Source organism: Psychrobacter sp. 16-MNA-CIBAN-0192, from assembly GCF_040309565.1.
In the GTDB taxonomy this organism is placed as follows: domain Bacteria; phylum Pseudomonadota; class Gammaproteobacteria; order Pseudomonadales; family Moraxellaceae; genus Psychrobacter.
On the sequence record NZ_JBEOOX010000003.1, the window covers coordinates 201,680 to 227,788 of the forward strand.

The 26,109-nt window shown below is 42.1% G+C and carries 28 protein-coding genes; 4 read left to right on the forward strand and 24 right to left on the reverse strand.

The genetic code is table 11. The features are described 5' to 3' along the window. Positions 1 to 249: 249 nt before the first annotated feature. The 10 genes from lptB to AAEY78_RS04310 all read right to left on the reverse strand — a co-directional run bounded on the left by lptB (position 250) and on the right by AAEY78_RS04310 (position 9,590). Positions 250 to 960: an LPS export ABC transporter ATP-binding protein gene (lptB, locus tag AAEY78_RS04265; RefSeq protein WP_352337725.1), complete on the reverse strand. Its 711-nt coding sequence runs from the start codon at positions 958 to 960 to the stop codon at positions 250 to 252. Positions 961 to 1,200: 240 nt separating this feature from the next. After that, a complete protein-coding gene (lptA, locus tag AAEY78_RS04270; RefSeq protein ID WP_502943652.1) occupies positions 1,201 to 1,767 on the reverse strand; it encodes a lipopolysaccharide transport periplasmic protein LptA in 567 nt (188 codons plus the stop codon). A 163-nt stretch (positions 1,768 to 1,930) separates the two neighbouring features. Continuing rightward, a complete protein-coding gene (gene lptC / locus AAEY78_RS04275) occupies positions 1,931 to 2,515 on the reverse strand; it encodes an LPS export ABC transporter periplasmic protein LptC (protein WP_352337588.1) in 585 nt (194 codons plus the stop codon). Then, the gene (locus AAEY78_RS04280; protein WP_352337590.1) at positions 2,512 to 3,087 is read right to left on the reverse strand and encodes a KdsC family phosphatase; all 576 of its coding nucleotides are present in this window, start codon (positions 3,085 to 3,087) and stop codon (positions 2,512 to 2,514) included. Before AAEY78_RS04280 ends, lptC begins: the two co-directional genes overlap by 4 nt. Positions 3,088 to 3,244: 157 nt before the next feature. Then, positions 3,245 to 4,237 (reverse strand): KpsF/GutQ family sugar-phosphate isomerase, encoded by a 993-nt coding sequence (locus tag AAEY78_RS04285; protein ID WP_352337592.1) that lies wholly within the window; start codon positions 4,235 to 4,237, stop codon positions 3,245 to 3,247. A 154-nt stretch (positions 4,238 to 4,391) separates the two neighbouring features. Further along, positions 4,392 to 4,940: an RNA chaperone Hfq gene (gene hfq, locus AAEY78_RS04290; RefSeq protein ID WP_352337594.1), complete on the reverse strand. Its 549-nt coding sequence runs from the start codon at positions 4,938 to 4,940 to the stop codon at positions 4,392 to 4,394. Positions 4,941 to 5,318: 378 nt separating this feature from the next. Beyond that, on the reverse strand, positions 5,319 to 6,512 hold the full coding sequence (miaA, locus tag AAEY78_RS04295; protein WP_352337596.1) for a tRNA (adenosine(37)-N6)-dimethylallyltransferase MiaA: 1,194 nt from the start codon (positions 6,510 to 6,512) through the stop codon (positions 5,319 to 5,321). Between the two features lie 68 nt (positions 6,513 to 6,580). Further along, positions 6,581 to 8,380: a DNA mismatch repair endonuclease MutL gene (mutL, locus tag AAEY78_RS04300; protein WP_352337598.1), complete on the reverse strand. Its 1,800-nt coding sequence runs from the start codon at positions 8,378 to 8,380 to the stop codon at positions 6,581 to 6,583. 72 nt (positions 8,381 to 8,452) lie between these two features. Next, the gene (gene tsaE, locus AAEY78_RS04305) at positions 8,453 to 8,971 is read right to left on the reverse strand and encodes a tRNA (adenosine(37)-N6)-threonylcarbamoyltransferase complex ATPase subunit type 1 TsaE (RefSeq protein ID WP_352337600.1); all 519 of its coding nucleotides are present in this window, start codon (positions 8,969 to 8,971) and stop codon (positions 8,453 to 8,455) included. Then, positions 8,964 to 9,590, reverse strand: a complete 627-nt coding sequence (locus tag AAEY78_RS04310; protein WP_352337601.1) for a 6-pyruvoyl trahydropterin synthase family protein — start codon at positions 9,588 to 9,590, stop codon at positions 8,964 to 8,966. The genes tsaE and AAEY78_RS04310 overlap by 8 nt, the downstream gene beginning before the upstream one ends. 253 nt (positions 9,591 to 9,843) lie before the next feature. On the opposite strand from AAEY78_RS04310, the gene AAEY78_RS04315 reads away from it, so the two are divergent. Beyond that, positions 9,844 to 9,966 (forward strand): hypothetical protein, encoded by a 123-nt coding sequence (locus AAEY78_RS04315; RefSeq protein WP_259365089.1) that lies wholly within the window; start codon positions 9,844 to 9,846, stop codon positions 9,964 to 9,966. A 141-nt stretch (positions 9,967 to 10,107) separates the two neighbouring features. Here the strand turns inward: AAEY78_RS04315 and AAEY78_RS04320 are convergent, their stop codons facing one another. The 6 genes from AAEY78_RS04320 to AAEY78_RS04345 all read right to left on the reverse strand — a co-directional run bounded on the left by AAEY78_RS04320 (position 10,108) and on the right by AAEY78_RS04345 (position 13,742). Beyond that, positions 10,108 to 10,449: a YnfA family protein gene (locus AAEY78_RS04320; protein ID WP_352337603.1), complete on the reverse strand. Its 342-nt coding sequence runs from the start codon at positions 10,447 to 10,449 to the stop codon at positions 10,108 to 10,110. Positions 10,450 to 10,461: 12 nt separating this feature from the next. Beyond that, on the reverse strand, positions 10,462 to 11,283 hold the full coding sequence (locus AAEY78_RS04325) for a PhzF family phenazine biosynthesis protein (RefSeq protein ID WP_352337605.1): 822 nt from the start codon (positions 11,281 to 11,283) through the stop codon (positions 10,462 to 10,464). Between the two features lie 93 nt (positions 11,284 to 11,376). Next, positions 11,377 to 11,838 carry a methyltransferase family protein gene (locus tag AAEY78_RS04330; RefSeq protein WP_352337606.1) on the reverse strand — a complete coding sequence of 154 codons (462 nt, stop codon included), beginning with the start codon at positions 11,836 to 11,838 and terminating at the stop codon, positions 11,377 to 11,379. Positions 11,839 to 11,937: 99 nt separating this feature from the next. Continuing rightward, positions 11,938 to 12,522: an HD domain-containing protein gene (locus AAEY78_RS04335; protein ID WP_352337608.1), complete on the reverse strand. Its 585-nt coding sequence runs from the start codon at positions 12,520 to 12,522 to the stop codon at positions 11,938 to 11,940. A gap of 79 nt (positions 12,523 to 12,601) precedes the next feature. Then, entirely contained in the window at positions 12,602 to 13,018 is a 417-nt protein-coding gene (locus tag AAEY78_RS04340) for a hypothetical protein (RefSeq protein WP_352337610.1), read from the reverse strand. 88 nt (positions 13,019 to 13,106) lie between these two features. Beyond that, positions 13,107 to 13,742: an FMN-binding negative transcriptional regulator gene (locus AAEY78_RS04345; protein ID WP_352337612.1), complete on the reverse strand. Its 636-nt coding sequence runs from the start codon at positions 13,740 to 13,742 to the stop codon at positions 13,107 to 13,109. A gap of 332 nt (positions 13,743 to 14,074) precedes the next feature. Here AAEY78_RS04345 and AAEY78_RS04350 point away from each other — a divergent pair, with 332 nt between their 5' ends. Then, positions 14,075 to 14,518, forward strand: a complete 444-nt coding sequence (locus AAEY78_RS04350; protein ID WP_352337613.1) for a DMT family transporter — start codon at positions 14,075 to 14,077, stop codon at positions 14,516 to 14,518. A gap of 38 nt (positions 14,519 to 14,556) precedes the next feature. Next, positions 14,557 to 15,018, forward strand: coding sequence for a DMT family transporter (locus AAEY78_RS04355; protein WP_352337615.1), 462 nt, complete (start codon positions 14,557 to 14,559; stop codon positions 15,016 to 15,018). Between the two features lie 40 nt (positions 15,019 to 15,058). Here the strand turns inward: AAEY78_RS04355 and AAEY78_RS04360 are convergent, their stop codons facing one another. The 6 genes from AAEY78_RS04360 to AAEY78_RS04385 all read right to left on the reverse strand — a co-directional run bounded on the left by AAEY78_RS04360 (position 15,059) and on the right by AAEY78_RS04385 (position 22,857). After that, positions 15,059 to 15,742, reverse strand: coding sequence for a DUF4145 domain-containing protein (locus AAEY78_RS04360; RefSeq protein WP_352337617.1), 684 nt, complete (start codon positions 15,740 to 15,742; stop codon positions 15,059 to 15,061). Between the two features lie 138 nt (positions 15,743 to 15,880). Further along, positions 15,881 to 18,154 (reverse strand): choline BCCT transporter BetT, encoded by a 2,274-nt coding sequence (betT, locus tag AAEY78_RS04365; RefSeq protein ID WP_352337618.1) that lies wholly within the window; start codon positions 18,152 to 18,154, stop codon positions 15,881 to 15,883. Between the two features lie 197 nt (positions 18,155 to 18,351). Beyond that, on the reverse strand, positions 18,352 to 19,149 hold the full coding sequence (locus AAEY78_RS04370) for a hypothetical protein (protein ID WP_352337619.1): 798 nt from the start codon (positions 19,147 to 19,149) through the stop codon (positions 18,352 to 18,354). A gap of 65 nt (positions 19,150 to 19,214) precedes the next feature. Continuing rightward, entirely contained in the window at positions 19,215 to 19,886 is a 672-nt protein-coding gene (locus tag AAEY78_RS04375) for a hypothetical protein (protein ID WP_352337621.1), read from the reverse strand. A 134-nt stretch (positions 19,887 to 20,020) separates the two neighbouring features. Further along, complete coding sequence (locus AAEY78_RS04380) at positions 20,021 to 21,295, reverse strand: saccharopine dehydrogenase family protein (RefSeq protein ID WP_352337622.1); 1,275 nt, start codon at positions 21,293 to 21,295, stop codon at positions 20,021 to 20,023. Positions 21,296 to 21,585: 290 nt separating this feature from the next. Further along, complete coding sequence (locus AAEY78_RS04385) at positions 21,586 to 22,857, reverse strand: carboxynorspermidine decarboxylase (protein ID WP_352337624.1); 1,272 nt, start codon at positions 22,855 to 22,857, stop codon at positions 21,586 to 21,588. 166 nt (positions 22,858 to 23,023) lie between these two features. Between AAEY78_RS04385 and AAEY78_RS04390 the strand changes: the two genes are divergently transcribed. Next, complete coding sequence (locus AAEY78_RS04390; protein ID WP_352337625.1) at positions 23,024 to 23,668, forward strand: DUF924 family protein; 645 nt, start codon at positions 23,024 to 23,026, stop codon at positions 23,666 to 23,668. A 23-nt stretch (positions 23,669 to 23,691) separates the two neighbouring features. Here AAEY78_RS04390 and rnhB read toward each other — a convergent pair whose 3' ends face one another. Both rnhB and lpxB read right to left on the reverse strand, forming a co-directional pair. Next, positions 23,692 to 24,555, reverse strand: a complete 864-nt coding sequence (rnhB, locus tag AAEY78_RS04395; RefSeq protein ID WP_352337626.1) for a ribonuclease HII — start codon at positions 24,553 to 24,555, stop codon at positions 23,692 to 23,694. Positions 24,556 to 24,585: 30 nt separating this feature from the next. Beyond that, positions 24,586 to 25,914, reverse strand: a complete 1,329-nt coding sequence (gene lpxB / locus AAEY78_RS04400) for a lipid-A-disaccharide synthase (RefSeq protein WP_352337627.1) — start codon at positions 25,912 to 25,914, stop codon at positions 24,586 to 24,588. Positions 25,915 to 26,109: the final 195 nt, after the last annotated feature.

The window sequence follows — 26,109 nt, forward strand, 5'->3', positions numbered from 1 at the left end:
CTCTGCTATAGACACTGCAATGAATAAGATATAACCAAGGTAATGGATTAATTAAAGATTATATTAATGGTAAGACGATATGCGATAAAGATTAACGTTAGCTTATAAGCTCAGTTAGCATGACGTTATTTTTGGAAGTCGTTTGGCAATGTAATTAGATACACTAAGCAATGAACGTAGACAAGTAGCGTCATCTCGATAAACGCTACTTGTATATGGAAAAATAAAGGATTAATAGAAAGTAAAATGTTATACCTGAAAGTCCTTACCTAAATAAACGCTTTTTACCAGCTCATTATCTAAAATATCTTGTGGCGAACCTTCAGCAATAATCGCACCTTCGGACACGATATATGCTTTTTCGCAAATGGCTAAGGTGTCACGGACATTATGATCAGTGATTAACACACCAATACCACGATTTTTTAGATTTAAAATAACATCTTTAATATCACCGACAGAAATCGGATCGACACCCGCAAATGGCTCATCCAACAAGATAAATTTAGGATTAGCAGCCAAAGCACGAGCAATCTCACAGCGCCTGCGCTCACCGCCTGACACACTCATGCCAAGTGATTGACGTACATGCTCTAAATGGAACTCACCAATCAGTTTTTCAAGCTCTTGGCGTTGTTCGGCTGCTGACAGCTCTTTACGCGTTTGCAAAATCGCTAGAATATTGTCTTCAATAGACAGTTTTCGAAAAATAGACGCTTCTTGTGGCAAATAGCCGATACCTGCACGCGCACGCTCATGCATGGCATATTTAGACAAATCCATTTTGCCTAAAGTCACGCGCCCTTTGTCCATATTAACCAGCCCCACCACCATATAAAAACTGGTGGTCTTGCCTGCCCCATTAGGACCCAATAGCCCAACGACTTGCCCTTGTTCCACGGAGAAAGACACATCTTTTACCACCCAGCGCTTACCATAACGCTTGCCCAAGTTCTGCATCACTAATGTGGGGACGGCTGGGTTCAAACTTGAATCAGTAACAGGATTTTTTGCAAAAGCGACATGGGCTGACTCATGCAGAGGCGCTTGTATCTGCTGCTCGCGGATGTTGTTAATATCGTTAACATGTTCACTAACATTATTACCGTTATTACTGGTATTGTTGAAATTATTATCACTCATACCATACTCTTGCTATTACGAAATTTAAATGACACTCATCTTACTTGGTCAAATGGCTTAGCGGATACCACGCTGGCTGGCACTATTATTAGGCGGGAACACCAATTCAACGCGCTGATTGCTACCTGCTGTGGCTTCAACATCTCCCTCTTTTAGACTGTAACGGATAACATTACCAGCAAAGCTTGCCCCATTTTGCACGAGTCTGGCATTACCAGTCAACGTTACAATACCTGTGACTGCATTATAATCAATCGTATTTGCCTGCCCTTTTGCCAGACCTTTTTCTTGGGTCACAATCTGTTGCATCGTTGCTGGTCGACCGGTTGCCACTGCAGAATTGATGCTACGTCCCTGCGACAAATTCACAGTAATATTATCAGCGGTCATCTTTAGCGAGCCTTGGGTAATAATCACGCTACCTGAATAACTGGTCACCCCTGTGCGTTCACTATAGGTCGCCTTATCTGCCAAAAGTTTAATCGGCTGATTGGCATCTGATGGCAACGCATGACTATATAAGGGCAGCGCCAACAACATCACCGTTGATACTGAACGCGCATAACGAGGGACTTGAAGGCGGCGCGATATTGAGCGCACAAACGGCAAAAAGTCGAATTTCATAAATAATTACTCTTGTTATAAGGGATAAATAATGCGCTCAGGCAAAGCTAGACTAGATATATGGGGTCAATAATACAAACTAAGTCATGAATATCAAATACAAATGTAATTTAAGCAAATGATAAGCTAAGTATAAAGGGCAATGCGACAAAATGGCAGCGCTTTAAAAAAGAGCTTTATCTTTTCGAGCGGCTGGCGTAAAACTAACCGCAACTTGTCCAAACTCATATTCACCAGTTTCAAGATTTGCCTTCATGCTGGACGCTTGAAAGCGGTTCATCCCTTGTTCCACTGTAACCGGCTCATCACTATATACCTGCCGAGATTTTGTATTGCCTTTAAGACTTTGACCGGTCACTGTAATAGGCTCAACACCCGTTGCTGCCTTTTTATCCTCACTACTTAAAGTAAAACCGCCTGATAAACGCAGCTCACCTGTCTGCTGATTAATGGCTGCGGTACCTGCTTGAATACGATAGCGCTGCTCATCGGACGGCTCCCAATTCATGGTAATGCCAGACATCTCATCTTGATTAGTGACCGGGTTATGGGTTAATGACTCTGCATTGACTTCATATTCTGTCTTACCCTGCTCATTGGTTTGTACTGCCTTAATATCCGTCGCTTCATAGTCCACTTCAGACGGCGCTATCTTAATAGGAGGCGCGATTTCGCCTTGTTGCTGAAAGAACCATCCGGCGATAACAGCAATAATCAATGCTAAAACGATTAAAACACGGGTATTCACGATAAAGTATCCTGAGCACTGTCTGAAGGAAGGTGAGGTAAGGTGTAATGAGCGATGAAATCAGCATAATGCCCGTGCCCCTTTAAAATGAGATCACAAACTTCCCGCACCGCACCATAGCCGCCTGCCCGCGTGGTGACCATATCACTACGATTGATCACTTCTGTATGCGCATTAGGAACGGTCGCAGCAAAGCCAACCGTCTGCATGGCTTTAATATCAGGCAAATCATCACCCATATAAGCACAATCAGCAACGCTAATGTTAAGCGACTTATCAAGGCTTGCCAATAATTCAGTCAATGCAATTAGCTTGTCATCGCGTCCTTGAATCACATAATTGACACCCATCTCGGCAGCGCGCTTATTCACCATCTCACTGCTGCGACCAGTAATAATGGCGGTCAAAATACCATAACGCGCCAATGACTTTACACCCACGCCATCTTGTACTGAAAAGGCTTTGGTCTCGATACCATTAGCGTCATAAATAATCTGCCCATTGGATAAAATACCATCCACATCCATAACGAGCAACTTAACTTGACCGGCTTTTTTAATTAAATCCTGCATGAGTGGTCTCTTATATATGATATTTTAGTTCACGACACGGTTTATCAATCGCAATTTTTATTAATGATGCTTTTGATTCATGATACTACAGTATAAAAATGCGCCCTGCTTAAAATATAATCGGCTTGGCAAACAAAAAGATTATATTGCTTACTGCTTATTTAACTCCAGCGTTTAGCAAATCATGAACCGTAATAATCGCTTCTAAACGGGCGTGCTCATCCATCACCAATAGCTGACCGATAGCATTTTCATTCATCACACTGAGGGCATCTGAGGCGCGCATGGTTTTGCTAACATGACGAGGATTGGTGGTCATTATCTTAGCCATAGGTGTATCAAGGTCAATCCCTTTCTCCAAACTACGTCGTAAGTCGCCATCGGTAAAGACACCGACCACTTGCTGCGCCTCATCTGTCACTACGGTCATTCCGAGACGACCGTTAGTCATAGTAAATAATGCTTTACGAAGGGGTGATTGCGCATCAACCACGGGCAGATTCTCTGAGCGCGTATGCATTAAATCCTCAACCCGCGTAAGTAGTTGGCGACCAAGCGCACCGGCTGGATGCGACAATGCAAAATCCTCTGAGGTGAAATTGCGCGCATGCACCAAAGCCACGGCAAGGGCATCACCTAAAGCTAAAGTAGCCGTCGTACTTGAAGTTGGTGCAAGATTTAATGGACATGCTTCTTGAGAATGACCCAAAGTTAATGCAATGTCAGCGGCATGAGGCAACATACCGCGTTTATCACGGCTGATGCTAATGAGCGGAATACCTAAACGTTTGACCACTGGCAATAATGTTCTGATTTCATCAGACTCACCAGAGTTAGAAATCGCAATCAACACGTCGCCTTTGACCACCATCCCTAAATCGCCATGCCCTGCCTCACCCGGATGCATAAAAAAAGACGGCGTTCCTGTAGATGCAAAGGTCGCGGCTATTTTGCGTCCAATCAGTCCAGATTTCCCCATTCCAGTGACCACCACTCGACCTTGGCATCCCAAAATAGTATCACAAGCTTGAGCAAACCGATCGTCTATCTGTTCTATAAGTAGCGACAGTGCAGACTTTTCAGTGGCAATGGCTTCAATGGCAGTCAGAATAAACTGTTCATGGGTTAAGCTGCGCGTTAGATCACTCATGAGGGGACTCATTTACAAATGTTATATTTAAGATATTGAAACAACAATAAACTTCAATGGCACAATCTAAAAAGACCTACTAAAGAGTAGGTCTTTTTATAAGCTCAATAAGAGATAACAATCCATCTCTTTATACGCTGTCATAACCTATTATCTAGCCATTGTTATCATCATCAGTTGGCGTATTATCAAAACCTGCGTTATCTGCTGGAGTCTCAAAACCGCGATCTTGACCAAAGCCACCACGCTCAAAACCGCGATCTTGACCAAAGCCACCACGCTCAAAACCGCGATCTTGACCAAAGCCACCACGGTTAAAGCTACTGCGCCCTGCTGCAAAGCCGCGATCTTCATAGCCGCCAGTACTTGGAGCAGTGCTGCGCTCATTACTGACGCTCCGCTCAGGACTACTACGCTCAAATCCACTACCCGTGCTACCTTGATATCCTGATGTTGAACCTTGCACTTGACCAGTAACAGGGGTCGTTCCGCTAGCTCGTGGATTACGCGCTGGTACTACGGTTGAGATAGCATGTTTATAAACCATTTGGCTAACTGTATTTTTAAGTAGGACAACATACTGATCAAACGATTCAATTTGACCTTGTAGCTTGATACCATTGACTAAAAAAATAGAGACAGGAATGCGATCTTTACGCAGCGAGTTCAAGAACGGATCTTGTAAGGTTTGCCCTTTTGACATGAAATCTCTCCTAAATGGTGTACATATTTATAGTAGTAGCACTGGTGTAATTATAATAATTATAGTCAGATACAATAGTAATTGTTATTAATGAAACGTATCTAAATCAGCACTATCACTGCTTAAGCTATTCTATCTAATATCTTTACCGTTTAATCTTTATTTTAGAAAATATTAATACTCTACGTCTTAATATATGAACATTATAACAGTTATATTATGCTTGGAAACCTGTTGTCATTCGTTCTGTTATATATGGCATATGGTTATGCATTGTAACTTTAAGCAATGTAGTAATTTTTATGCCATTATATACTTGGGTCTTATTATAAATATTATTAGGCATATAACTAATTACTAATAGATAAAGGTTAATAATTAGCGCAAATAATCGGCTGCTTGTTCCATCGTGGTACAGGATCGTAATATGGTAGTAGAAAACATCGTATTATGATGCCATTTATGCACTGATTCATCTGATGGAAAGACTCTCGATTGATCATAAGGCAGCTGGTTCAGTTTACGTAGCCAAGTGTACTGGCGCTTTGCTAACTGTCTTGTGGCATATAATGCCTTATTTTGCATATGATAACAAGCAAGCGCCTCGGGTGTACTGTTGGGCTTTGGTTGTATGCTACTTGCTAAATCATTGATGCCTTGAGTAATTTGAGCTTGAGTCTGTGCTTCAATCGGAGCAAATGAGGTATAAAATTGAGCCTTGTCTAAATGTGGCTGCTCAAATACTGGATGACTAATTTGTACTAAATACTCCAATACCTGACGATAACCCACGCAGCGCATGGATGGCAAATTTGGGGTCAAAGGGTAACGCTTAAGTAAGCCAATTACTTCAGCAACCAGACCCTCATGCCACATGATATCTAAGCGCTGAGCGATACGCTGATGTAACCATGCGCGATCGGGCATCATAGTAATAGCATGCCACTGCTGGTTTTTATTATGCGATAAGGCAGATTTTGGCTCACGCTGCCATTCACTAATAGGCGTCTGTGTCTGCAAATAGACCTCAACGGCTCGAGTAATGCGCTGGGTATCGGTTGGTTTTAACCGCTGTTGGGTAAGTGGGTCAACCTTGCCAAGATACTCATGTAATGTCTGAATACCGTCACTTTGTCGCCACGCATCTACTTGCTGACGTATATTATCGTCGCTATCAGGTACCGGTGACAATCCATCCAATAGCGCCATGTAATACATCATCGTTCCACCAACCAGCAACGGTATCTTGCCATTGTTATGGCAATTATCAATAAGACGAGCTATATCTGTGACAAATTCAGCCACGCTATAGCTCTGCACGGGATCAATAATATCTACCAAATGATGGGGATAACGTGCCAGCTCAGCTGCAGTTGGCTTTGCCGTTCCTATATTCATGTCACGATATATCAGGGCAGAGTCTACCGATATCAGCTCGTAGCGCCCAGTGTCATAAAGCTCATACGCCAATGCCGTCTTACCACTTGCAGTTGGCGCCATCAGACATACCACACTATTATCTGCTAATTTATTATACAAGCCATGAGATAAGTTATTAGAGGGCGATTGCATATATTTGCCTTATATAAATGTGGTAGCGTAAAGCAATAAAGGGCTATTTGCTCATTAGGGATAAGCATTTATTGCCATGCAGAGGATAACATAATGCTGAGTAACTGCTCGGTATTGATACTAGCACAGGCATATTTTTTTAAAGAGTACTCGAACGAGGCTACAAACTCATCTAAATGCTGAGCTGATAACTGACTGGCATAATTATTTATTTGTTGATTAATAGCTTGAGCGTTGATTAATTTTTCATCTTTCATCAATAACTGTTGTTCTGTTAAATCAGGCAAATCCAGCTCATTAGTAAATGTTAGCTTATCTTCTACTACTGTTTGCCAAATATTTTGCCAATCTTGAGCTGTAATGATTAAGAATTGGCTCTGGCTATAAAACAATAGTGCCTGCTCTAAGAGTTCATCATTTGTACTTAGAGAAATGCTTTTATCTAAACAGTTGGGTAAGCTATCTAGAACATCCAAGCAATGCGGTAGCGCTATATTATTGTTAGTAAAAGACGATGCTACCAATGTAGTATTGTTTTTGGATTCACTTTTAAAAATACTATTAGGTAAGTCTGTTACTGGTGAACGTTGATATGAGGCTTGTGCCGAGGCTACATGCTGGCGCGGGCGTTCATGTTGAGCTAAACTCCCTCTATCCCTACTTTGATATAAAACTTCTTTATTTACCCGTCGATTGGAATCTAAGGTAATTGAGGTTTTTGCAACCTTTATATCGGTAATATCATCTATATTACTAACGCCATCATTAACTACTTTGCTATTTGTAGCACTTATATTGCGCTGCAAGCCTTTAAGCTTAAATCCAATTGCATGACCCAAATGCGCCATAATATTATTTAGCGGGCTAATTTTTATACGCTGCTTGGTCGGATGCACATTGACATTAAGCCATTCGGTTGGCAGATCAAAATACAGCGCATAGCCAATACCATCGAGTTGCGCATTGGCTGCTAACTGTCGTAATTGGTTGCTAATAACTGCTTCTTTAATAAGCCGTCCATTGACGTAAAGTAGCTTTGGCAATGTGGTTTGCGCCTGCGATTGATGGCTTACCCATAACCAACCACTAATCCTTGCCGATGTTTCTATCGATTGAGCATCCGACTGTAGCAAACTGGACAAATCAACGGTGATAGGCATGGCGTTGGTCGTTAATGCTATCCCCAATGCTTGCTCAAGCCGCGATAATGGTAAACGGCTATGGTTGCTTTCAACCGAACTTGCTGACAACAATAAGCGTTTTTTATGATCGTGCAATAGGCTAAGCGTGACATCTGCGCGCGCTAATGCCACCTCGCGAACGATGGTTTCAATGTGAGCAAATTCAGTACCAATGGACTTTAGATTGCCACGCCGCGCCGGTAAATTAAAGTATAAATCTTTAACGGTAACGGTTGTGCCGCGATTATGGACAACTGGTGTCAGTTTTGGCGTATCCGCTAGGACACCTGCCACCTGTAGTTGTCGTCCAACCCCACTATCATTATGACTACTAATAAGTGTCAAGCGAGACACTGCCGCCATTGCGGATAACGCCTCACCGCGAAACCCTAAGGTATTAATCCCTTGCAGGGTAGCAATATCAGCGACTTTGCTGGTTGCATGACGGGTAATTGCCATGACCATATCATCAGGATGAATGCCCGAACCATTATCTACGACCTCAATCATACCCATACCGCCTTGGGTAATACGTACCTCAATATGAGTCGCGCCAGCATCAATGGCATTCTCAAGCAGCTCTTTGACCACAGCTGCCGGACGCGTGACGACCTCACCAGCTGCCAATTGATTGATGAGCAGCGGTGATAGTTTTTTGATTCGCGTAATAGTAATATTATCCGTCATAGTGGCAGTCATATTTTTTAGAGGATATATTTTTAGAGCATATAGATGTTAATGACTTGGCTAACATAGGCATCATATTTTTATTGCAGATAAATCTAACCCTTGCGCTTGCCCAACTTTAGAAAGTCTTAACTCAACGTGACGACTATTATTCTCAGCTTGGGTGATATCAATAAATAAAGTGGGTGGCGGTAAATAGCTGTCCGCACGGCTTGCCCATTCGATAATAACCAGCGCATTTGGCTCATCAAGATATTCATCAAAACCAATAAATGACAATTCTTCAGGGTCTTGCAAACGATATAAATCTGCATGATAAACTGGCTTGACCGTGCCGTCTTTTTGTTGAATCTGATACGGCTCAACCAAGGTATACGTCGGGCTTTTCACTGCACCAGAATGACCCAATGCGTGCAACCAATAACGCGTTAATGTGGTTTTACCCGCTCCCAAATCCCCTGCTAGCCATATGCTGCCTGATAACGGTAACGCCGCCAATTGCTCAGCAAGACGCTGCGTATCCGCTTCTGAATGCAAGATTACTGTCTGCAACTTTTTATGAGGATGAGCAGCTTCATCAATTTTAAGCATCAGGCTGCACCTGCGGCTCTACTTGCGGATTGACTTGCATTGTCACAGTTGGATTGACAAATCGCTCACCACGAATCAGCTTGGCATAAAGCTCTGAATCATGCCACTCGCTACTAACTTGCTCACTAAATGCAAACGCTGCAAGCTCAAGTTTGCCCATTTGCTCATTAGATACGTCTTGGGCAAAGCATTGTGCATAGCCTGTTGCGGTTTCGTGGGCAATGACCGAATAGACGCTCACATCCGACTCACCATTTTGCATTTGGGTTTGCTTGAGAATTTCTTGTGCCCAAAAGAATATGACACGCGAGAATTGCTCAGCTGATGGCGATACTGGTAAGCTTATCCAGCGCGCACTAAACTTCTTACAGGCCGCGATATATTCAGGGTCATCTTGATTCCAAAAGCAAATGGCATGATCAAAGCTATCAATGATGTCTTTAATCGAAGACTTCAATAAGCCAAAATCATAGACCATCTGCCCATGGTCTAAGCGCTGAGCTTCAAGGATCAATTCAATTTGATAGCTGTGACCATGAATAGAATGTTTGCAGCGCTCAGAGCTACAATTGCGGACGATATGAGCATTTTCAAATTTAAAAAGTTTACGAATACGCATAATAATAATTTAACCAAAACAGTGAGCATCCACATTCTGCATAGGTGCTACATGACAGTTTGCCCAGCGTGACGCCAAGCTTATACGCTATTATAGCAAATCAGGCGCTATCCGTAAGTAAGCACGTATCAACGCCGTCGTCTATTTGTATACCAGTCATGGAGTCGCTATCTATTGGTTCGCCTTAGCGCTATACTCATTTTACGAGATTCATTTTATAAGCTAGCAGTCTCGCATTAAAAAGGACAGTCTCATGGCAAAAAGTCAAGATAGTAAAAAAAATGTCAAAAAGAAACCGCTATTAACGGCAAAAGAGAAAAAAGCAGCTAAACAAGCGAAGAAAGACGACAGTGGCAGTATCTTAGGTAAGCATTAATCGTCATCGTATGACTATTAAATACGTTTAAAAAATGAATATGCCAATCGAATCCAATGATTTGATTGGCATTTTTTACGTTGCTTCAACTTAATAAATTTTAAATGGTTAAATATTGAGGAACAATGTTCATAATCACTATTAACTACTACGCGGCGCAAACATAATAATTGCCATACCACAAAGTGCCACGACTGAGCCTACGATATCCCAAGTCGATGGGCGAATACCATCCACTGTCCATAGCCACATAATTGCCATAAAAATATATACGCCGCCGTAAGCGGCATATACCCTGCCCGTAGCCGTCGGATGCAAAGATAATAGCCATACAAAAGCCATTAAACTCAAAGCACCCGGTATCAGCAGCCAAATTGACTTGCCTTCTCGCAACCAAAGATACGGTAGATAGCAACCGGCTATCTCTGCCAGTGCCGTAACTGCAAAAAGACCTACCGTCCTCAATTCAGAAAATTCAGGCAAAGTTATCCACTCCTAAACTGTGATAAACCCTGTTAAATATTGCACGGCATGACCCGAAATGAATACCCTATCACCGGCAACCACACAGTCGAGCACCCCGCCTCTACGTGATGCCTGATATGCTCGCAATTCATTTTTATGCAAACGCTCTGCCCACAGTGGCGCAAGTCCAGTATGTGCTGACCCCGTTACTGGATCTTCATCACCACCATTTGCTGGCCAAAAATATCTGGAGATAAAATCATAATTTTCGGATTCAGATTGACAGGTAACCACAACATCTAAAGGCGCAAGTTGCTTTAGTTTTTCATTATCACGCACGATGGACAGTACATCAGCTTCAGACGGATAAATCACAAAATAAGCTTGCGAGTTGCGATACACTTCAACTGGAGTAATTGATAAGCCAGCTGACAAATTCTCAGGAATAACACCAACTTTTTCAGGCTTTTTATTGGGAAAGTCCATTCGTATTTTGCCATTGTCCGTTTGTACAATGGTTAATACGCCCACCGCCTTTGCAACAAACTTAATCACTGCCAAATCCGGATTCTTGCTAAATAAAACAAAAGCAGATGCTAATGTTGCATGACCACAAAAATCAATCTCAGTCAGCGGTGAAAACCAACGAATATGATAGGTGTCTTTATTGATTGATTCATCATTGCTTGACTCATCCGCTACTAAAAAAGCCGTCTCGGATAAATTGTTTTCCATTGCTATCGACTGCATTAATTCATCGCTTAGCCAATTATCGGTTATGATAACTGCTGCCGAATTTCCTTTAAAAACAGTATCTGTAAACGCGTCAACAACATTTATTTCGAGCTGCATATTATTTTCTCATTTCTAATAATTTATAAAGATAGAAGTATATAAATAGTTAGTATCGACTGGTTATTTATAGTAGTTCTCAGATATTAGTCTTCAAACCCAGCGTCTAACTCGTGCAAGATAAGCTCGATACTTATCACCAAACTTTTGGGTCATAACCCTTTCTTCAGGTAGAATTTGAAAACGGGTGATATAGCTAATAAAAACAGCAAGCAAAACTAACGTTAAAATATGAGATAAGTATAACGCCCATGCCAATAAGATAAGAACCAGCCCTACATACATCGGATTACGGGTATGTTGGTAAATGCCACTGGTCACTAAATGAGTAGCATTCTCAGGCGTTTGCGGATTAACGGTCGTTTGGGCTTTTTTAAATTGAGTGACGCCCATAGCGACGACGCTTAACCCAGTAAGTCCAAGACTCGCACTTAACCACTTTGAGCCAGTAACAGAAAATTGCAACATTGGCAGCGTTTTAGATACGCCATACATCGCAGTCGCAGTAATGATGACTTGCAATGGAGGAGGTATTTTAAGCTCTAAAGCATTCATAATATTCCCTTATAAAGACGTATCAATATTGAATCCTAAACTATACGCTATTCTATGGTCGGTATTCGCTACAGCCCTGTCAGATTAACATTAATAGCGTTAAGCATCCTGTAGCCAACCCTTTTGTACTGCCACTTCAATATTATCAAGCATCCACGCATGAATATCAGGAAAATCATTGGCAATAAAGGCATGCGCATTTAATACTTGCGATTTCTTAATACCTTGCTCGCGCCACGTTTTACCTTTGCTTGATATATTGTGTAAAAAAGGCAACATTCTATCGACAACTTTAAGCAATTTAGTCTCTATGCTCGTGCCTGTTTCTTGCTCTTCCCATAATTCGGATAGCTCAGTCACCGCATTACCTTTATGACTTTCCAAGCGTTTCACCCCGTCTCGCTCAGCACTATGGGCGCTACTTCTATCGCTGGCATATAAAAAGGTGTCACCGGCGTCAATTTCGCCTAAGTCATGAATGAGCGCCATTTTTAAGAGCTTTTCTTCAGAGACGTCAAGCTTAAAACTTCTCGATATCGTCCAGCACGCCATCGCTAAATGCCATGAGTGTTCTGCCGAATTTTCAAGGCGCGCGCCACCGTCGATATAAGTACGACGGTTAACAAGCTTTAAGGCATCAAGCTCGAGAAAATACTCGGTAATCGCTGTCAGTTCAGTTGACAAGGTAAACTCCCTAGATAATTTTACGGTCATATAAAAGCTAAAAGTGGCTTTACGTCTGTCTTATTTATTTTAAATAGAATTATATACTTTTCACTGCAATAAACCACTTTGGTTGCATTGCCTCAAAATCCGTGCGTATATTGCTAGGCAAATAGCTGGCTGAATCTAATACAACAGGCTGACCATTGATACGCTTAAAGACGACCCAATGCCAATAGTTTATGCCATCTATACAATGAGGTTTAATCGCTAATAAAGCGGTGTCAGGCAGTTTACCCCAAGAGTTAAAAGGCGTTTCCTTTGGCGATATGCTAACGCCCGCGTTTATTAGTAGTTTTCTGACGTATTCCGTATCTGACCACAGCGATTTATCATCGGCATAAATACCCATCGAATTAGCAACTGCTTTCATTTGCTGATAGCTCTTACCTAAAATATTAGCAACGGAGGCGATACCGCAGCCAGTGGCTTCTTCTTGGATGACTGGTTTTAGCATTAAAAAAGTTCCTATTATAAGAAATAAAACAAAATATATGGTTTAACTTATTTCTTAAATCATTGATATCTCTTACCAAAAAACCTGCTTACGCTTGCAACTGCGCTTGAACCATAGCCGCTACAGTTTTATCATTTTGCTTGTCACTAGCAGACAATCCTTGAATAACGCCTAGCTGGTTTATCGTTGGTTGGTTTTGACTTAACTTCCATTGTCCCGTAATAGAGGTCACCGCTATCTCAATACCGACAATGGCAGGTAACATTTTGTCAATATAAGGCGCGGGCGCATCAGACATTGCCCATGGATTATCCAATCCTGACTCATGCTCAGCGGTCAGATTTTCTAGCGCCCGATATATCCATGCAGCATCATGAATAAATGAGATTCTACCTTTGACATGCACGGCAACATAATTCCACGTGGGAACGGCTTTACCCGTTTGCTGTTTGGTTGGGTAATGATTTGGCGAGATATAACAATTAGGACCGTTAAAAACGACTAGCACTTCCGAGGACTCAGCTCCAGATTGCCAAAGGCTATTTATTTTAGCAATGTGCGCGTGCAAGTATAGCTTATCTTCTTGCCATGACAGAGATATCGGCAGATGATTTGCCTCCATGCCTGATGTGGAATGCGTCATAAGCGTGGCAAAAGGATACTCGCGCATCAATTCTAAAAGCTCCGTATCGTTTTCTTGCTTAAACTGCGTTGGAATGTGCATTATTCTTCCTTGAAAATTCACGCTAAAAATAAATGGTATGTCCATAAAGTAGCCAGCTCGTTCAGCTGGTTATTCTAGTAATAGCTGTAGCCACAATTCGCCATCAAGTCTAATTTAAATCACGGCAAAGTGATATCCATCCCTTGACATTTTGGTAGCATTCCACTGATTAATTATTATTAAAATATAATGACTATCTATTAAATAATATCACTGTATCAAGCCATCCAGTTGCTTAGCGCTCAACATCGCCCTACAATGTGGGCGCTGTCATTATCAGCAGGGTTAAAGTAATGATTAAAGTAACGTTTGGCACAAAAAAAAGGGAAGCCATGAAGCAAATTTTAATGTTGTTATTCGTCGTCTTGGGCGGCATGGCGCTGGCATTGGAAGCAGCATTTTTAGGACCATTAGGCGAGAACATTGGGCGCTTATCAGCATCTTTATCTATATTCCTGATTGGTGTGTTGGTATTTAGTGTGGCAATGGTCGGGCTGAAATTTGCAGGAAAACGCAACTATTTAGTCACCTTACCCAAGCAGCCACGCTGGCTATTAACAGGTGGTCTGGTCGGTTTTATTTATACCATTGTGCTCACTATTACAACGCCATTAGTAGGCGTAGGTACAACGATGGTCGGTATTTTATGTGGACAAATTACCGCCAGTCTTGCCATTGACCATTTTGGGATTTTAGGAAGTGAGCGCCGCGCTATTGATATCTATCGAGTGTTGGCATTGGTGCTAATTATGATTGCTCTTTGGCTGATTTATTAAATAACGATAAGTAAAAATACGATGTTAAGGAAAATCCCATGCTATTAACCTTTGCTTTCCCTTTGTTATTGATGGGCGGTATGGCGATCGCCGCGCAGTCTTCCATCAATGGTACGCTTAGCGTCCGTACTGATGTGGTAACGACTGCATGGCTTGCCAATGTGGTCGCGGCAGTTATTTTATGGGTGCTAGTGGTTTTCTTTGAGCCACCACAGGCAGCGACGATGTTTAGTGTACCGATTTGGCAGTTATCAGGCGCGCTGTTTGGTACGTTTTCTATGGTGGTTATCGTGATTGGCGTACCGCGTATTGGTACGGCGGCAACCATTGTGGCGGTCATCGCTGGACAAATCATGATGGGGCTATTGGTTGACCATTTTGGCTGGTTTGGCAATACACAACTGCGACTCGATGAAAAGCGCATGGCGGCTATCGCTCTACTCGCTGGCGCGTTATATTTTATTTATTTGAGTAATGTGAGGCAAAAGCCTGTAATTTGAAATAATAATTGAAAATCTAGATGTTTCACTCAAATAATTATTATTCTGAACTGTCATGAGTTTTTTTAAGCAAACTAGCCTTATGATCAAGATCAAATTTTGCTTCATACATATGAGTCATAAGAGATTCTAGTAGATTGATAGATAAAACAAGAATACTTTTTTCAGGTGTATTAAGGCGATGAGCGGCATCATCACCTATGAACTTTATCCTTTTTAATCCTTCAACTATAGCATTAGGAATGCTTGATACTTCTGTTAACTTATCAAGCTTTTTATCAAGACCCCATGCTGTTTTATCATCTATTCCTTCTAGGACACAAATCCCTTCCAAAAGAGCTCTAACACCCATAGCTGTAACAACGATTAACCCTTGCTGAAATGAAGTTACTATCTCCTTATATATATCATTTAGTTTTTTATCTACATGATGAAATTTCTTTGCTTCAACTACTCCTAAGTTTGCCCTTTTTGGATAATAGTTATAAGAGTAAAGAGTATCACCATTATAGTCATACATACCTGAGTAAGTACTTTTTTCTTCTAATGTCGCTGTATCACAGCCTCGGCAAACTAAAAAATAATACTCTGTTTCCTCATAGTAGGCAGGAAAGCTCTGACCATTACTCTCATACCCTTCATAATATGACTTGTCATGAGAAGACTTAACATCGTGATTAGTTTCACTTTTACAGCTGTTACAATATATTTTCTTTATATTCATTTAAATCTCTATATTTGCTTTAAGTTCATTACTGTTAAGTGTGGTGACTTATAAATTAAACAATACAGCCGCTACCTTCAGATAATCAAATAAGAGCAGATAGTAAGATTCATTCCTACCATCTACCAATTCCTATTATCAATTCTTATCCACTATCGGCATCACTTGACCTAACTCTTCATCTATCTCCATAGGCGTCGTCAAAAACGTTAAATAAGCTTCATACTGCTCAAGCACATCGTCAATGACTTGCTGCTTGGTTAATCCAGTCAAATCATAACCGCCTGAACCCGTTTGCGTGGTCACTTCTAGACGATAATACACATCGGTATCCGTAGCCATTTTACCGCTAAAGGTCGGTGCCGGGGTTTCAACCATTGATACCTGATAATAAAAATCATCCGTCGCACTGGTCGACAAGCGTAATAATGGTCCTGTTGGCGCTGGCATGCCATTTAAGTCGATAGTCGCCGCATTGCTATCATGATCCGCATTGATACGCTCGACATCATAGCCTTGACGGCGGAACTCATTGGCAACATCATCAAGCGCTGGTCGCACGATACGCTCAAGGAAACGTACGGACTCGCGCTTGGACGGATAAGTAAGCATACGCCCCAACCGCTGTGTCCATGAACGCTCCGGTATATGACCGCCACTTGGCGCGATAGACGGACGGCGCAGCACTTTACCCTCACGCTCAGCGCGCTCAATGCGTAACGCTTTATAAAAAGAGAACATCACTAAATAAGCAATAATCGTCACCGGTAAGGCAAAGATAAGCGTCGCGTATTCCATGGTAATGACGCCACCTGCCAGCAACATCGAAATGGTCAATACTGCCGTTAATACTGCCCAAAAGATACGTAGCCATTTTGGTCCATCTTTTGAAGGATCAGGAATGGAGGCTGAAAAATTCGACATGACCATCGCGCCAGAGTTCGCACTAGTAATATAAAACAGTAATCCTGAGAAAGTCGCTAAGGCAATTAAGAAAGTCGCCCCAGGGAATGTTTCTAATAACGCATACCAACCGCGCTCAGGGCTTTGTACCGCAAGCTCAGCAAAAGCGGTATTCCCTTGTAAGACTTCATAAAGTGCTGAATTACCAAAGAAAGACACGATAATGAAATCACATAAGACCGGAACCGTAATCGCAGCAATCACAAATTCACGTAATGTCCGCCCGCGAGAAATACGCGCCAGAAATACCCCAACAAAGGGTCCCCACGCCAGCCAAAACGCCCAAAAGAACAGCGTCCAACCGCCCATCCATTCACTGCTACCAGGCACATAAGCAAAGGTTTTAAACATACGCGCTGGTAAAGTAACGAAGAACTGTCCTAAGTTTTCAACTAACGCATTTAATAAAAATGCCGTTTGTCCAGCGATGAGAATATACGCCATCATCGCCACCGCACTCCACAGGTTCAGCTCAGATATCCAGCGAATTCCGCGGTCAACGCCTGAAGTGGTGGCAGCAATGGTCAGCATAACCGCACCAACGACCAAGGCAATCTGTAGCGTAATGCCTTCTTCAAAACCAAACAATTTAGAGAAGCCGACGTTCAGTAGTACCACCCCGATTCCCATGGTCGTCGCCACACCAAACACGGTGCCAACCAATGCCAAAATACTGATGCCATGACCCACTGGACCGCTGACGCGTTTACCGAGCAGCGGATAAAGTGCCGCACGAATGGACAATGGCATATCCCAGCGATAGGCAAAATAGCCCATTGCCATGCCAAGCAGCGCATACACCGCCCAACCAGCAATACCATAATGGAACATCGTCCATACAACCGCATCTTGTAGCGCGGCAGAATTGGCACCTTCACCCGTTGGCGGCGTGAGATACTGCACAACCGGACCTGTGACCGAGAAGAACAACAAATCAATCCCGACCCCTGCCGCAAATAGCATTGCCACCCACGTTCCCAGCTTATATTGCGGGCGCGAGTCATCCGGACCCAAGCGAATATCACCTTCTTTTGAAAATGCGACCCATACCACAAAGCCAATAATCAAAGTCATGGTAATCACGTAATACCAACCAAGATTCGTTGCAATCCAGTCAACAATATGACCCATCGTCATATGCGCATTATCTGGCATGACAATTGCCCAAATGGAAAACGCCACAATCACCAATGATGAGATGATGAGCACACTCCAGTTAATATGAGCCGTGCTGTTTTTGGATAACTCTTGCGCTGCTTTTTTTAGGTCACTTTTGGAGATAGGCACATCATCATCAAGATGATTTTTGGGTTGGCGCTGTGAGCCACCAAACTGACTACGCTCAAATGGAGTTTGCGTTTTTTGAGATGATGAGTTTTGTAAATCAGCTTGGTTATTATGAGCCTCATTGTTTGGGATTGGATTGTCATCGGTTGGTTTATTGGGCATAAATGCATTCCTTGCATCGAATATTAATTAATGAGTGAACGCGTGTTTATAGCGTAGATTTAACATTGATATGTACAAATTGTAACATTAAAGACTTTTAGGCCAGTATAATTAACGTATACCACCACTTATTTAGCTTCAAAAGCTGATTTTTAAATTCAATACCTAATATAAATCCATAAGATAAATACTTGGTATCAGTGCTCAGGCTCACAGCGAACCTTTTTGAATATCCATTCAGACTCTATTTTTTTTGCCACCAAGATATCACTGGCAGATAAAAACAGCACCCCTTCGATATTATTGAAATCCGCGCCTGTACATGTATAGTGACCATAAAAGTCGATTTTTACCGCAAAATCCTGCACTATACCATCGCTATATTTTGATAAGTGTCCCGCTACTAATAAGCAAATAGTAACCGTCAACACAAAAAACGCACCCGATCCTATCTTTTTTCTGAATGTCCGCGCTTCATATTGAGCCACAGATGGCATCGCCACATTTTCCGAAAATTGATAAAAGAAGTACAAGCCAATCGCGATAAAATAACTGCTTAATAACGCCATAATTGCATATTTAAAAAACTGAATAGCGGTCAGTGCTGTCGAGGTCAACGCTAAATTGCTCGGGTCAACTAGGAATATTCTATTAATTTCTCCTATTGACCATAAGTAGGACTGAGCGCTGATAAACGCCACCAATAAATAAAGGACAATTTGACCCCAAATACTTTTTTTAAGCGTTTTATAGACGATATTTTCGATCGATATCATAATAATCATGATGAATAAAACAGCAGCAACCAGCAGCACAATGGCATAAGATACATAAACAGGAAGATGCGCTATGACACTCACAAATAATGCAACGCCCAAACCAGCCAATATAATGGCAAATCGCGCAAACAGCTGGGTGGTGTGAATGAGCCATTCTCTAATCGTATTTATGGTGACTTTATTGTTACCCGTCACTCTTTTCTCAGTGCTCGCCATTATTTTTTCTTATCACTTGTCATTTATAATATGAGTTTTTATTTAATAGACTTTCAATAAATAGCTTAAGGTAGCAAGTGCTGTGGAATCGCACGATTTAAATAACCACTACTAGTGATGCTACATATTTTTTCTGCCCAGTCAGGCTCGGTAGGATGCGGTAAACTGTCCAAAACCCTTAAAGCCTCAGAGTAATGAGCGGCAAAAGCAGTCATAAAACCAGTCGCCGTATCGCCACAAGGTACAATAATAAGGTTAGGCGTGGCAGCATCGAGTACGTGCGTTAAACATTGCGCAAAATCGGCGAACTCAACACTATCTGCCAATGCTCTATATGCGGAATTGTTAGCATCAGAAGGCAAATTCTGCGCTGCAAGACTGTTCTTAATATTGACCAAATGTTGTACCTGAGACAAGTCAGCAATAGGCAACGCGCACGGATAAAAAGCGGCATTCATCGGTAGCGTAGAGCAGTTCAAGATACCAAGCGCCGTATAATGTTGCGTTTTAATATTGCAGCCTATAGGTAGTTGATTGTTAAAATCGTGCAAATATCCTTGAGATTTTAAAAATTGGGTCAACTCGAGCGCTGACTCCCCTGCTGCCGGATGTTGATGAATATACTCATTGATATGCGGCGATTCCAAAATCAGCAATACTTTTAAGGCGCTGACATCTTCAATCAAATTGAATACTTTATATTTGTTAATAAGTAATGACTGTTCTTTAGATGACATAACTTTCCCCATTAAACTTTAATAGCAGACCTTGTTTAAAAAAGGCTGATACTTAAAAAAGCACCCTATCGAGTCATCACTCAATAGGGTGCTTGTCTATCACAAAATTGATTAACTTATAAAAATGCTAGGCTCTAAATGTCAAATTCAAGCGCTCTATCACCATCGGCATCTTTAATACGCGTTGGTAAACCAATTTTATTCAGCAAATTGATGAATGGTTTGGCATCAAGTTCTTCAACGTTGACCATTTTGCCTGCATCCCACTCGCCCGTAGCGATAAGCATAGCAGCAGCAACCGGTGGTACACCTGCGGTATAAGAAATACCTTGGCTGCCCATGGCTTCATAAGCTTCTTTATGGTCAGAGATATTATAAATAAATACCTCGCTATCAACGCCGTCTTTTTTACCTTTTACTACATCGCCAATACAGGTTTTGCCCGTATAGTTTGGTGCTAATGAGCTTGGGTCAGGAAGCACTGCTTTCACGACTTTTAGCGGAATAACTTCTAAGCCTTCAGCAGTCACTACTGGTTGCTCAGACAACAGACCTAAGCTTTGTAATACAGTAAAGACATTGATGTAATGCTCGCCAAAGCCCATCCAAAAACGGATATTTGGCACATCTAAATTGGCAGATAACGAATGAATCTCATCATGACCACTTAAGTAGCTGTTTTGCACGCCAACTACCGGCAAGTCATCAGTACGTTTGACTTCAAACATTTTATTCGATTGCCACTTACTGTCTTGCCAAGAATAAACCGTACCGGTAAATTCACGGAAGTTAATCTCAGGGTCGAAGTTGGTCGCGAAGTATTTACCATGGCTACCAGCATTAATATCAATAATATCAATATCAGTCACTGAGCCCTTATCCATCATGTCATAGCCAAGTCTGGCATACGCATTAACCATTCCAGGATCAAAACCTGCACCTAGAATGGCAGTGATATTATTATCAGCACAACGCTGTTTACGCTGCCACTCATAGTTGTTGTACCATGGCGGTGTCTCACAAATCTTGCGTGGATCTTCATGAATCGCGGTATCAATATACGCCACGCCTGTTTCGATACATGCTTCTAACACGCTCATATTTAAGAAAGGCGAGCCCACATTAATAACAATTTGAATGCCCGTTTCTTTAATTAAGGCAATCACTGCAGGGATATCTAGCGCATCAAGCTCATGCGTGTGTAAGGTTGCAGGCTGCTTAAAGCTACCTTTTTCGACAACGCTTTCGGCGATCGCATCACATTTATCCAAGGTGCGTGAAGCGATATGAAGCTCGCCAAGCACATCATTATGCATGGCACATTTATGCGCCACAACTTGTGCCACGCCGCCTGCACCAATGATAAGTACATTTTTTTTAGCTTGTTTGGTATGTTGAGTGGATGTCAAGGCAACAATCCTCCTTTGTGTCCCTGTCAGTGCCATTAATAATGACGATGCAAAACAGAAACGAGTGAATGATATGCGTGAATTAAAAAGGAAGACCGAGGAAAACCCACGCACCCAATGGACAAAACTATTGATAATGATTGGTTTTGCCCATGCCAATTATAACAATATTTAGCCCTCTTTCGGCAATAATTAATCATAAAATGACCATGCGATATAATTATGCCAAATAAGCACACTGTTAATCGCGCTTATTAATATTGTTAATCAGGGCTAAAGCAGCGGACGGCTTACGACAAGCTCGCTTTATATTCTTGATAATTAAACTCACGCTGAATATCAACCGTTCCATCAAGGCGACGAATAACAATTGCGGGCATATTAACGCCATTAAACCAGTTCTTTTTGACCATGGTATAACCAGCTGCATTGCCAAAAGTGACCGTATCGCCCACTTTTAAGGTACTTGGCAAGCTATATTCACCAAAGATGTCACCTGCTAGACAAGAGCGACCATAAATAATGGTGTTATCTGCTGATGAGTTTTTAGCTAATGCCTCACTCTCACTATCTGCCACATCTTTATTTAATGCGGTATCCAAGGGTGCAATAATGACAGGCTGACCATTGATAGCGACTATAGGTGCGGACTCACGATAAATCAGTAAATCGAGCATATGCGCTTCAATAGACGAGTCAACTACGGCTAGATTTTTTGCATTATGCATGGTGTCTAATACGGTAGTGACCAACGTGCCAGCGCCATGAATGCTGGCTTCACCCGGTTCAAGATAGACTTGTACACCATATTTTTCACTAAAAGCTTTTAGGCGTTCGGCTAATTTTTCTAGCGGATAATCAGGCGCGATAAAATGGATACCACCGCCTAAGCTGACCCACTCTAGCTGCTGTAAAATATCACCAAAGCGCGCTTCGATATCAGCCAAACTTTCACTAAACGCTTCAAAGCTATCATTTTCACAGTTGTTATGAATCATCACCCCTGTAATATCACTCAATACCGCAGCAATACGCGCTTTGTCATGCTCGCCTAAGCGACTAAACGGACGTGCAGGATCGGCAATAATAAAGGAAGAATTACTGGTTTTTGGATTAAGACGTAAGCCGACCGGAATATTTTTCGCATGAGCTTGGTCTTTAAAAGCACTCAGCTGAGAGAACGAGTTAAAAATAATTTTATCGGCATACTTCAATACTTCTGGTATCTCATCAGCGCTATACGCCACGCTATAAGCATGCGTTTCTTTCTTTTCTGAATTATCCGCTGCATTATCATTATTACCAAAAGTCTCGAAGCCTAATCTAACCTCATTAAGCGAAGAGGACGTCGTTCCATGCAAATAAGGCGCCATTGCATCAAAGACACCCCACGTCGCAAAACACTTGAGCGCAAGTAACGCCTTGGCACCGGACAACTCACACAAGCGCGCGATAATCTGCATATTATCAACGATTAACGCTTCATCAAGTAGGTAATAAGGGGTTGGCGGCATGGATACATTGATAGGTACATTGATAGATTGTGCAGGCGATACATTCATAATTGATAACCTAATAGCATTAATAATGGTGGTAAATAATGATTCATCATGGACGATAACGAGTCACAAAACCTTGCAATAACATAGACAGCATTGTGACGAATAGCCATATTTTCGCTATAGTAGACTAAACCCATGATAATTAGAATAGTTTATGACGCTCTCAATGGATAATTCAATACCTCAACATCAGCTTCAACCTAATTTAAGCCAGCTCAATGCTGATGCTCGCACTGTACTAGATTTTTGGTTTGCTAAAGACAATGAGCCGTATTGGTTTGTCGCTGATGATGACTTTGATACACAAATTAGAGATAAGTTCAGCAAGATTTGGCAAGCAGCTATACAAGGAGAATGTGCGCATTGGCGACGTATTGAGCAGCAAACTATTAACGCTATTGATAATCAAGATAACTTAATAATTAATCTTGCTGGACGTTTGGCGGAGATTATCGTACTGGATCAATTTTCACGTAATCTATGTCGCGGGCAAGCTTGTGCATTTGATCAAGATAAAATGGCACTAGTATTGGCACAAGAAGCGATTTGTCAGCCTGATTTTGAAGCTTTACCGATGCCGTGGCGTAAGTTTATGATTATGCCGTTTATGCATTCTGAATCTAGAGCCATTCATCAGCAATATCTGCCTTTATTCAAGCAGCTAAATGAACCTGTTACGTTAGATTTTGCGTATCAACATCAAGAAATTATAGAGAAATTTGGGCGTTATCCGCATCGTAATATGGCACTTAATCGTATCTCAACTGCTGAAGAAATCGCCTTTTTACAACAGCCGAACTCGTCGTTTTAAGCCTATATTTTTATCATTTAAGTTTAAGTTATTTTCCCATTATCTAGCGCCTTTTTAATGGGTGCGTAACTGCGTCTGTGTTCAGGCAAAACACCAAATTCATCAATCGCCTGCATGTGCGCTTTAGTCGGATAGCCTTTATGTTTGGCAATGCCATATTGCGGATATTGAGCATCCAGCTGATACATAGTGTGGTCACGGCTGACTTTTGCCAAGATGCTGGCAGCAGCAATACTGGTATGACGCGCGTCCCCTTTTACCCATGCTTGGCAGTCAATATCGGACGGCTCTATCCCAACTCTGGCTAGTTTGGCACAATCCAGCTCTGGACAGCGATTACCATCAAATAGTAATTCCGCCTGAATATCGTAAGGCGTTTTATCTGCTATCGTCTGTAAATAATTAGCTATGACAACCAATAACGCTTCTGTACATAAGCGCATACCGAGCATGGTGGCTTGCAAAATATTGATTTGATCGATGACCGCTGCTGGAATCTTAGCAACAAGATAGCCCACACTATGCTGCTGCACCAATGGATAAAGGATATCGCGCTTTTTTTCACTCAGCTGTTTGGAGTCGGTCAAGATAGACAGCGCTGTATCTTGCAGCGGTTTATTCTCGATCAACCCTGACCACGCGTGAGGTAATATAGTCGCTGCCACATTAACGCTACCCAGCAAAGGACCACGTCCTGCCTCATCGACGCCAATTTGTAATGGCTCATCTTGCTTAAGCTGACATTCTGCCAATAATTTAGCGGTATTTAACTGCCCAGTTAACAGGATAGGCGCAGCTAGGTTGATATATTGACCTTTAATCTCAATGTGTTCAATAGTTATTGAAATAGGTAGAATATGATTATCTAAAATAATTATCTTAGTCATAATTTTATTATCTTTTTTATGTGCTAAAGGTTAGCGGGAATTTTGCGCATACCATTGTTCAATCACGCTACTGGCAGGATTGTGATTACTTTGATGCTGCAAGATTTGCTTGGTGCGCCTAAGCGCTTGCTGTTGCTCTTTATAAGCGCGTGGCTGCAATAATTTCGTCACCGTACGGCAAATACTAGCGCCACTCGCCTGCTCTTGAATCAATTCCGTCACAATAGGCGCATCGGCTAAAATATTAGGCAACGCAACATAAGGGACTTTTACCAAGCGTTTAGCGATTTGGTAGGTCAACTCATTCAGCTGATAAATCACTACCATGGGTCGCTCAAGCAGCATGGCCTCAAGAGTGGCGGTGCCAGATGCCAGCATTACGATATCGGAGGCTGCCATGGCTTGTTGGCTAAAGTTCGGCTGGCTTTCATCATAGACCACAACGATAGCTTCGCGCAGGAGTTCTGAACGTGTATCAATTACTTCTTGCACGATATACTGATGATTTTTATCAACCGTTGGAATAATAAAACAAAGCTTCGAATCTAACGCTAATAACTTTTCGATACCATCCAACATCAGCGGTAATATCGCCTGAATTTCACCACGCCTTGACCCTGGCATCACGCAAATCAGCTGACTGACCGTATTAAAGCGCTCAACAAAAAATTGCTGCAAGCCGTCATTGTGCCAAACCAGCTCGCTACGTAACTGATGCGTTGGCGTGTCAACCAAAGTCTGATTCATGGTGTGTAATAATGGATGACCCACACAAATGGCAGGATGCTGATGACGCTCATATACTGGCAGCTCAAATGGGAATAGGCATAGCACGAGGTCAGTTGCCGCCTTGATACCGTGAATACGCGACTCGCGCCATGCCCAAATAGACGGGCTGACATACTGCACACAAAACACGCCTTGCGGCTTCAGCTTCTTAGCAACACGCAAATTAAAATCAGGAGCATCTATTCCTACAAACCAATCAATATGCACCGTTTTAAAAGCTTCTAGCAGCTCACGGCGCGCTTTTAGCAAGTCCGGCAGTTGCGATAACACTTCAACCAAGCCCATCACGGCTAAACGCGATAACGGAAAAATACTGTGCAGACCTTGCGCCTGCATTTTCGCACCGCCAACGCCCACCCAGATGATATCATCACGTAAATTATTCATCTGCTGCATAAAATCAGCGCCCAAGCTATCGCCAGACACTTCACCGGCGACAATACCAATGATAAGTGGCTTAGATTTAGTTGGTAGAGGTTTGGTCGGTATAGATTTGGACAGCGATTCTGGCGTATGCGCCAACGCCTGATGTGACGCTTGAGTATCCGCACTCGCGGTGATAACAGTCATGAACCACTCTCAATAATAAGCAAACAACAGATGCAGTTTTAAGCGTATAAACACCTTTAAGCATCCACGTAACCGGCAAGTATAACAAAATATTGGTTTTGACATTCCAGTTATCAGTCAATTAACTCAGTGACTGCCCTTGTCAACGCCCAATTTTCACCGCATAATGAATATTCCTATAAATTAGCTAGACGA

What these genes read in the sequence shown, in the direction of transcription:
- AAEY78_RS04360 (WP_352337617.1), bottom strand. Translation starts at nt 15,742, where the DNA reads ATGAATATAAAGAAAATATATTGTAACAGCTGTAAAAGTGAAACTAAT.
- AAEY78_RS04385 (WP_352337624.1), bottom strand. Translation starts at nt 22,857, where the DNA reads ATGAATGTATCGCCTGCACAATCTATCAATGTACCTATCAATGTATCC.
- AAEY78_RS04310 (WP_352337601.1), bottom strand. Translation starts at nt 9,590, where the DNA reads ATGCGTATTCGTAAACTTTTTAAATTTGAAAATGCTCATATCGTCCGC.
- lpxB (WP_352337627.1), bottom strand. Translation starts at nt 25,914, where the DNA reads ATGACTGTTATCACCGCGAGTGCGGATACTCAAGCGTCACATCAGGCG.
- AAEY78_RS04370 (WP_352337619.1), bottom strand. Translation starts at nt 19,149, where the DNA reads ATGGCGAGCACTGAGAAAAGAGTGACGGGTAACAATAAAGTCACCATA.
- lptB (WP_352337725.1), bottom strand. Translation starts at nt 960, where the DNA reads ATGCAGAACTTGGGCAAGCGTTATGGTAAGCGCTGGGTGGTAAAAGAT.
- AAEY78_RS04355 (WP_352337615.1), top strand. Translation starts at nt 14,557, where the DNA reads ATGCTATTAACCTTTGCTTTCCCTTTGTTATTGATGGGCGGTATGGCG.
- mutL (WP_352337598.1), bottom strand. Translation starts at nt 8,380, where the DNA reads ATGACGGATAATATTACTATTACGCGAATCAAAAAACTATCACCGCTG.
- AAEY78_RS04390 (WP_352337625.1), top strand. Translation starts at nt 23,024, where the DNA reads ATGGATAATTCAATACCTCAACATCAGCTTCAACCTAATTTAAGCCAG.
- AAEY78_RS04285 (WP_352337592.1), bottom strand. Translation starts at nt 4,237, where the DNA reads ATGAGTGATCTAACGCGCAGCTTAACCCATGAACAGTTTATTCTGACT.
- AAEY78_RS04280 (WP_352337590.1), bottom strand. Translation starts at nt 3,087, where the DNA reads ATGCAGGATTTAATTAAAAAAGCCGGTCAAGTTAAGTTGCTCGTTATG.
- miaA (WP_352337596.1), bottom strand. Translation starts at nt 6,512, where the DNA reads ATGCAATCGCCCTCTAATAACTTATCTCATGGCTTGTATAATAAATTA.
- AAEY78_RS04350 (WP_352337613.1), top strand. Translation starts at nt 14,075, where the DNA reads ATGAAGCAAATTTTAATGTTGTTATTCGTCGTCTTGGGCGGCATGGCG.
- hfq (WP_352337594.1), bottom strand. Translation starts at nt 4,940, where the DNA reads ATGTCAAAAGGGCAAACCTTACAAGATCCGTTCTTGAACTCGCTGCGT.
- rnhB (WP_352337626.1), bottom strand. Translation starts at nt 24,555, where the DNA reads ATGACTAAGATAATTATTTTAGATAATCATATTCTACCTATTTCAATA.
- AAEY78_RS04330 (WP_352337606.1), bottom strand. Translation starts at nt 11,838, where the DNA reads ATGAATGCTTTAGAGCTTAAAATACCTCCTCCATTGCAAGTCATCATT.
- tsaE (WP_352337600.1), bottom strand. Translation starts at nt 8,971, where the DNA reads ATGCTTAAAATTGATGAAGCTGCTCATCCTCATAAAAAGTTGCAGACA.
- AAEY78_RS04325 (WP_352337605.1), bottom strand. Translation starts at nt 11,283, where the DNA reads ATGCAGCTCGAAATAAATGTTGTTGACGCGTTTACAGATACTGTTTTT.
- AAEY78_RS04340 (WP_352337610.1), bottom strand. Translation starts at nt 13,018, where the DNA reads ATGCTAAAACCAGTCATCCAAGAAGAAGCCACTGGCTGCGGTATCGCC.
- AAEY78_RS04375 (WP_352337621.1), bottom strand. Translation starts at nt 19,886, where the DNA reads ATGTCATCTAAAGAACAGTCATTACTTATTAACAAATATAAAGTATTC.
- AAEY78_RS04345 (WP_352337612.1), bottom strand. Translation starts at nt 13,742, where the DNA reads ATGCACATTCCAACGCAGTTTAAGCAAGAAAACGATACGGAGCTTTTA.
- betT (WP_352337618.1), bottom strand. Translation starts at nt 18,154, where the DNA reads ATGCCCAATAAACCAACCGATGACAATCCAATCCCAAACAATGAGGCT.
- AAEY78_RS04315 (WP_259365089.1), top strand. Translation starts at nt 9,844, where the DNA reads ATGGCAAAAAGTCAAGATAGTAAAAAAAATGTCAAAAAGAAACCGCTA.
- lptA (WP_502943652.1), bottom strand. Translation starts at nt 1,767, where the DNA reads ATGAAATTCGACTTTTTGCCGTTTGTGCGCTCAATATCGCGCCGCCTT.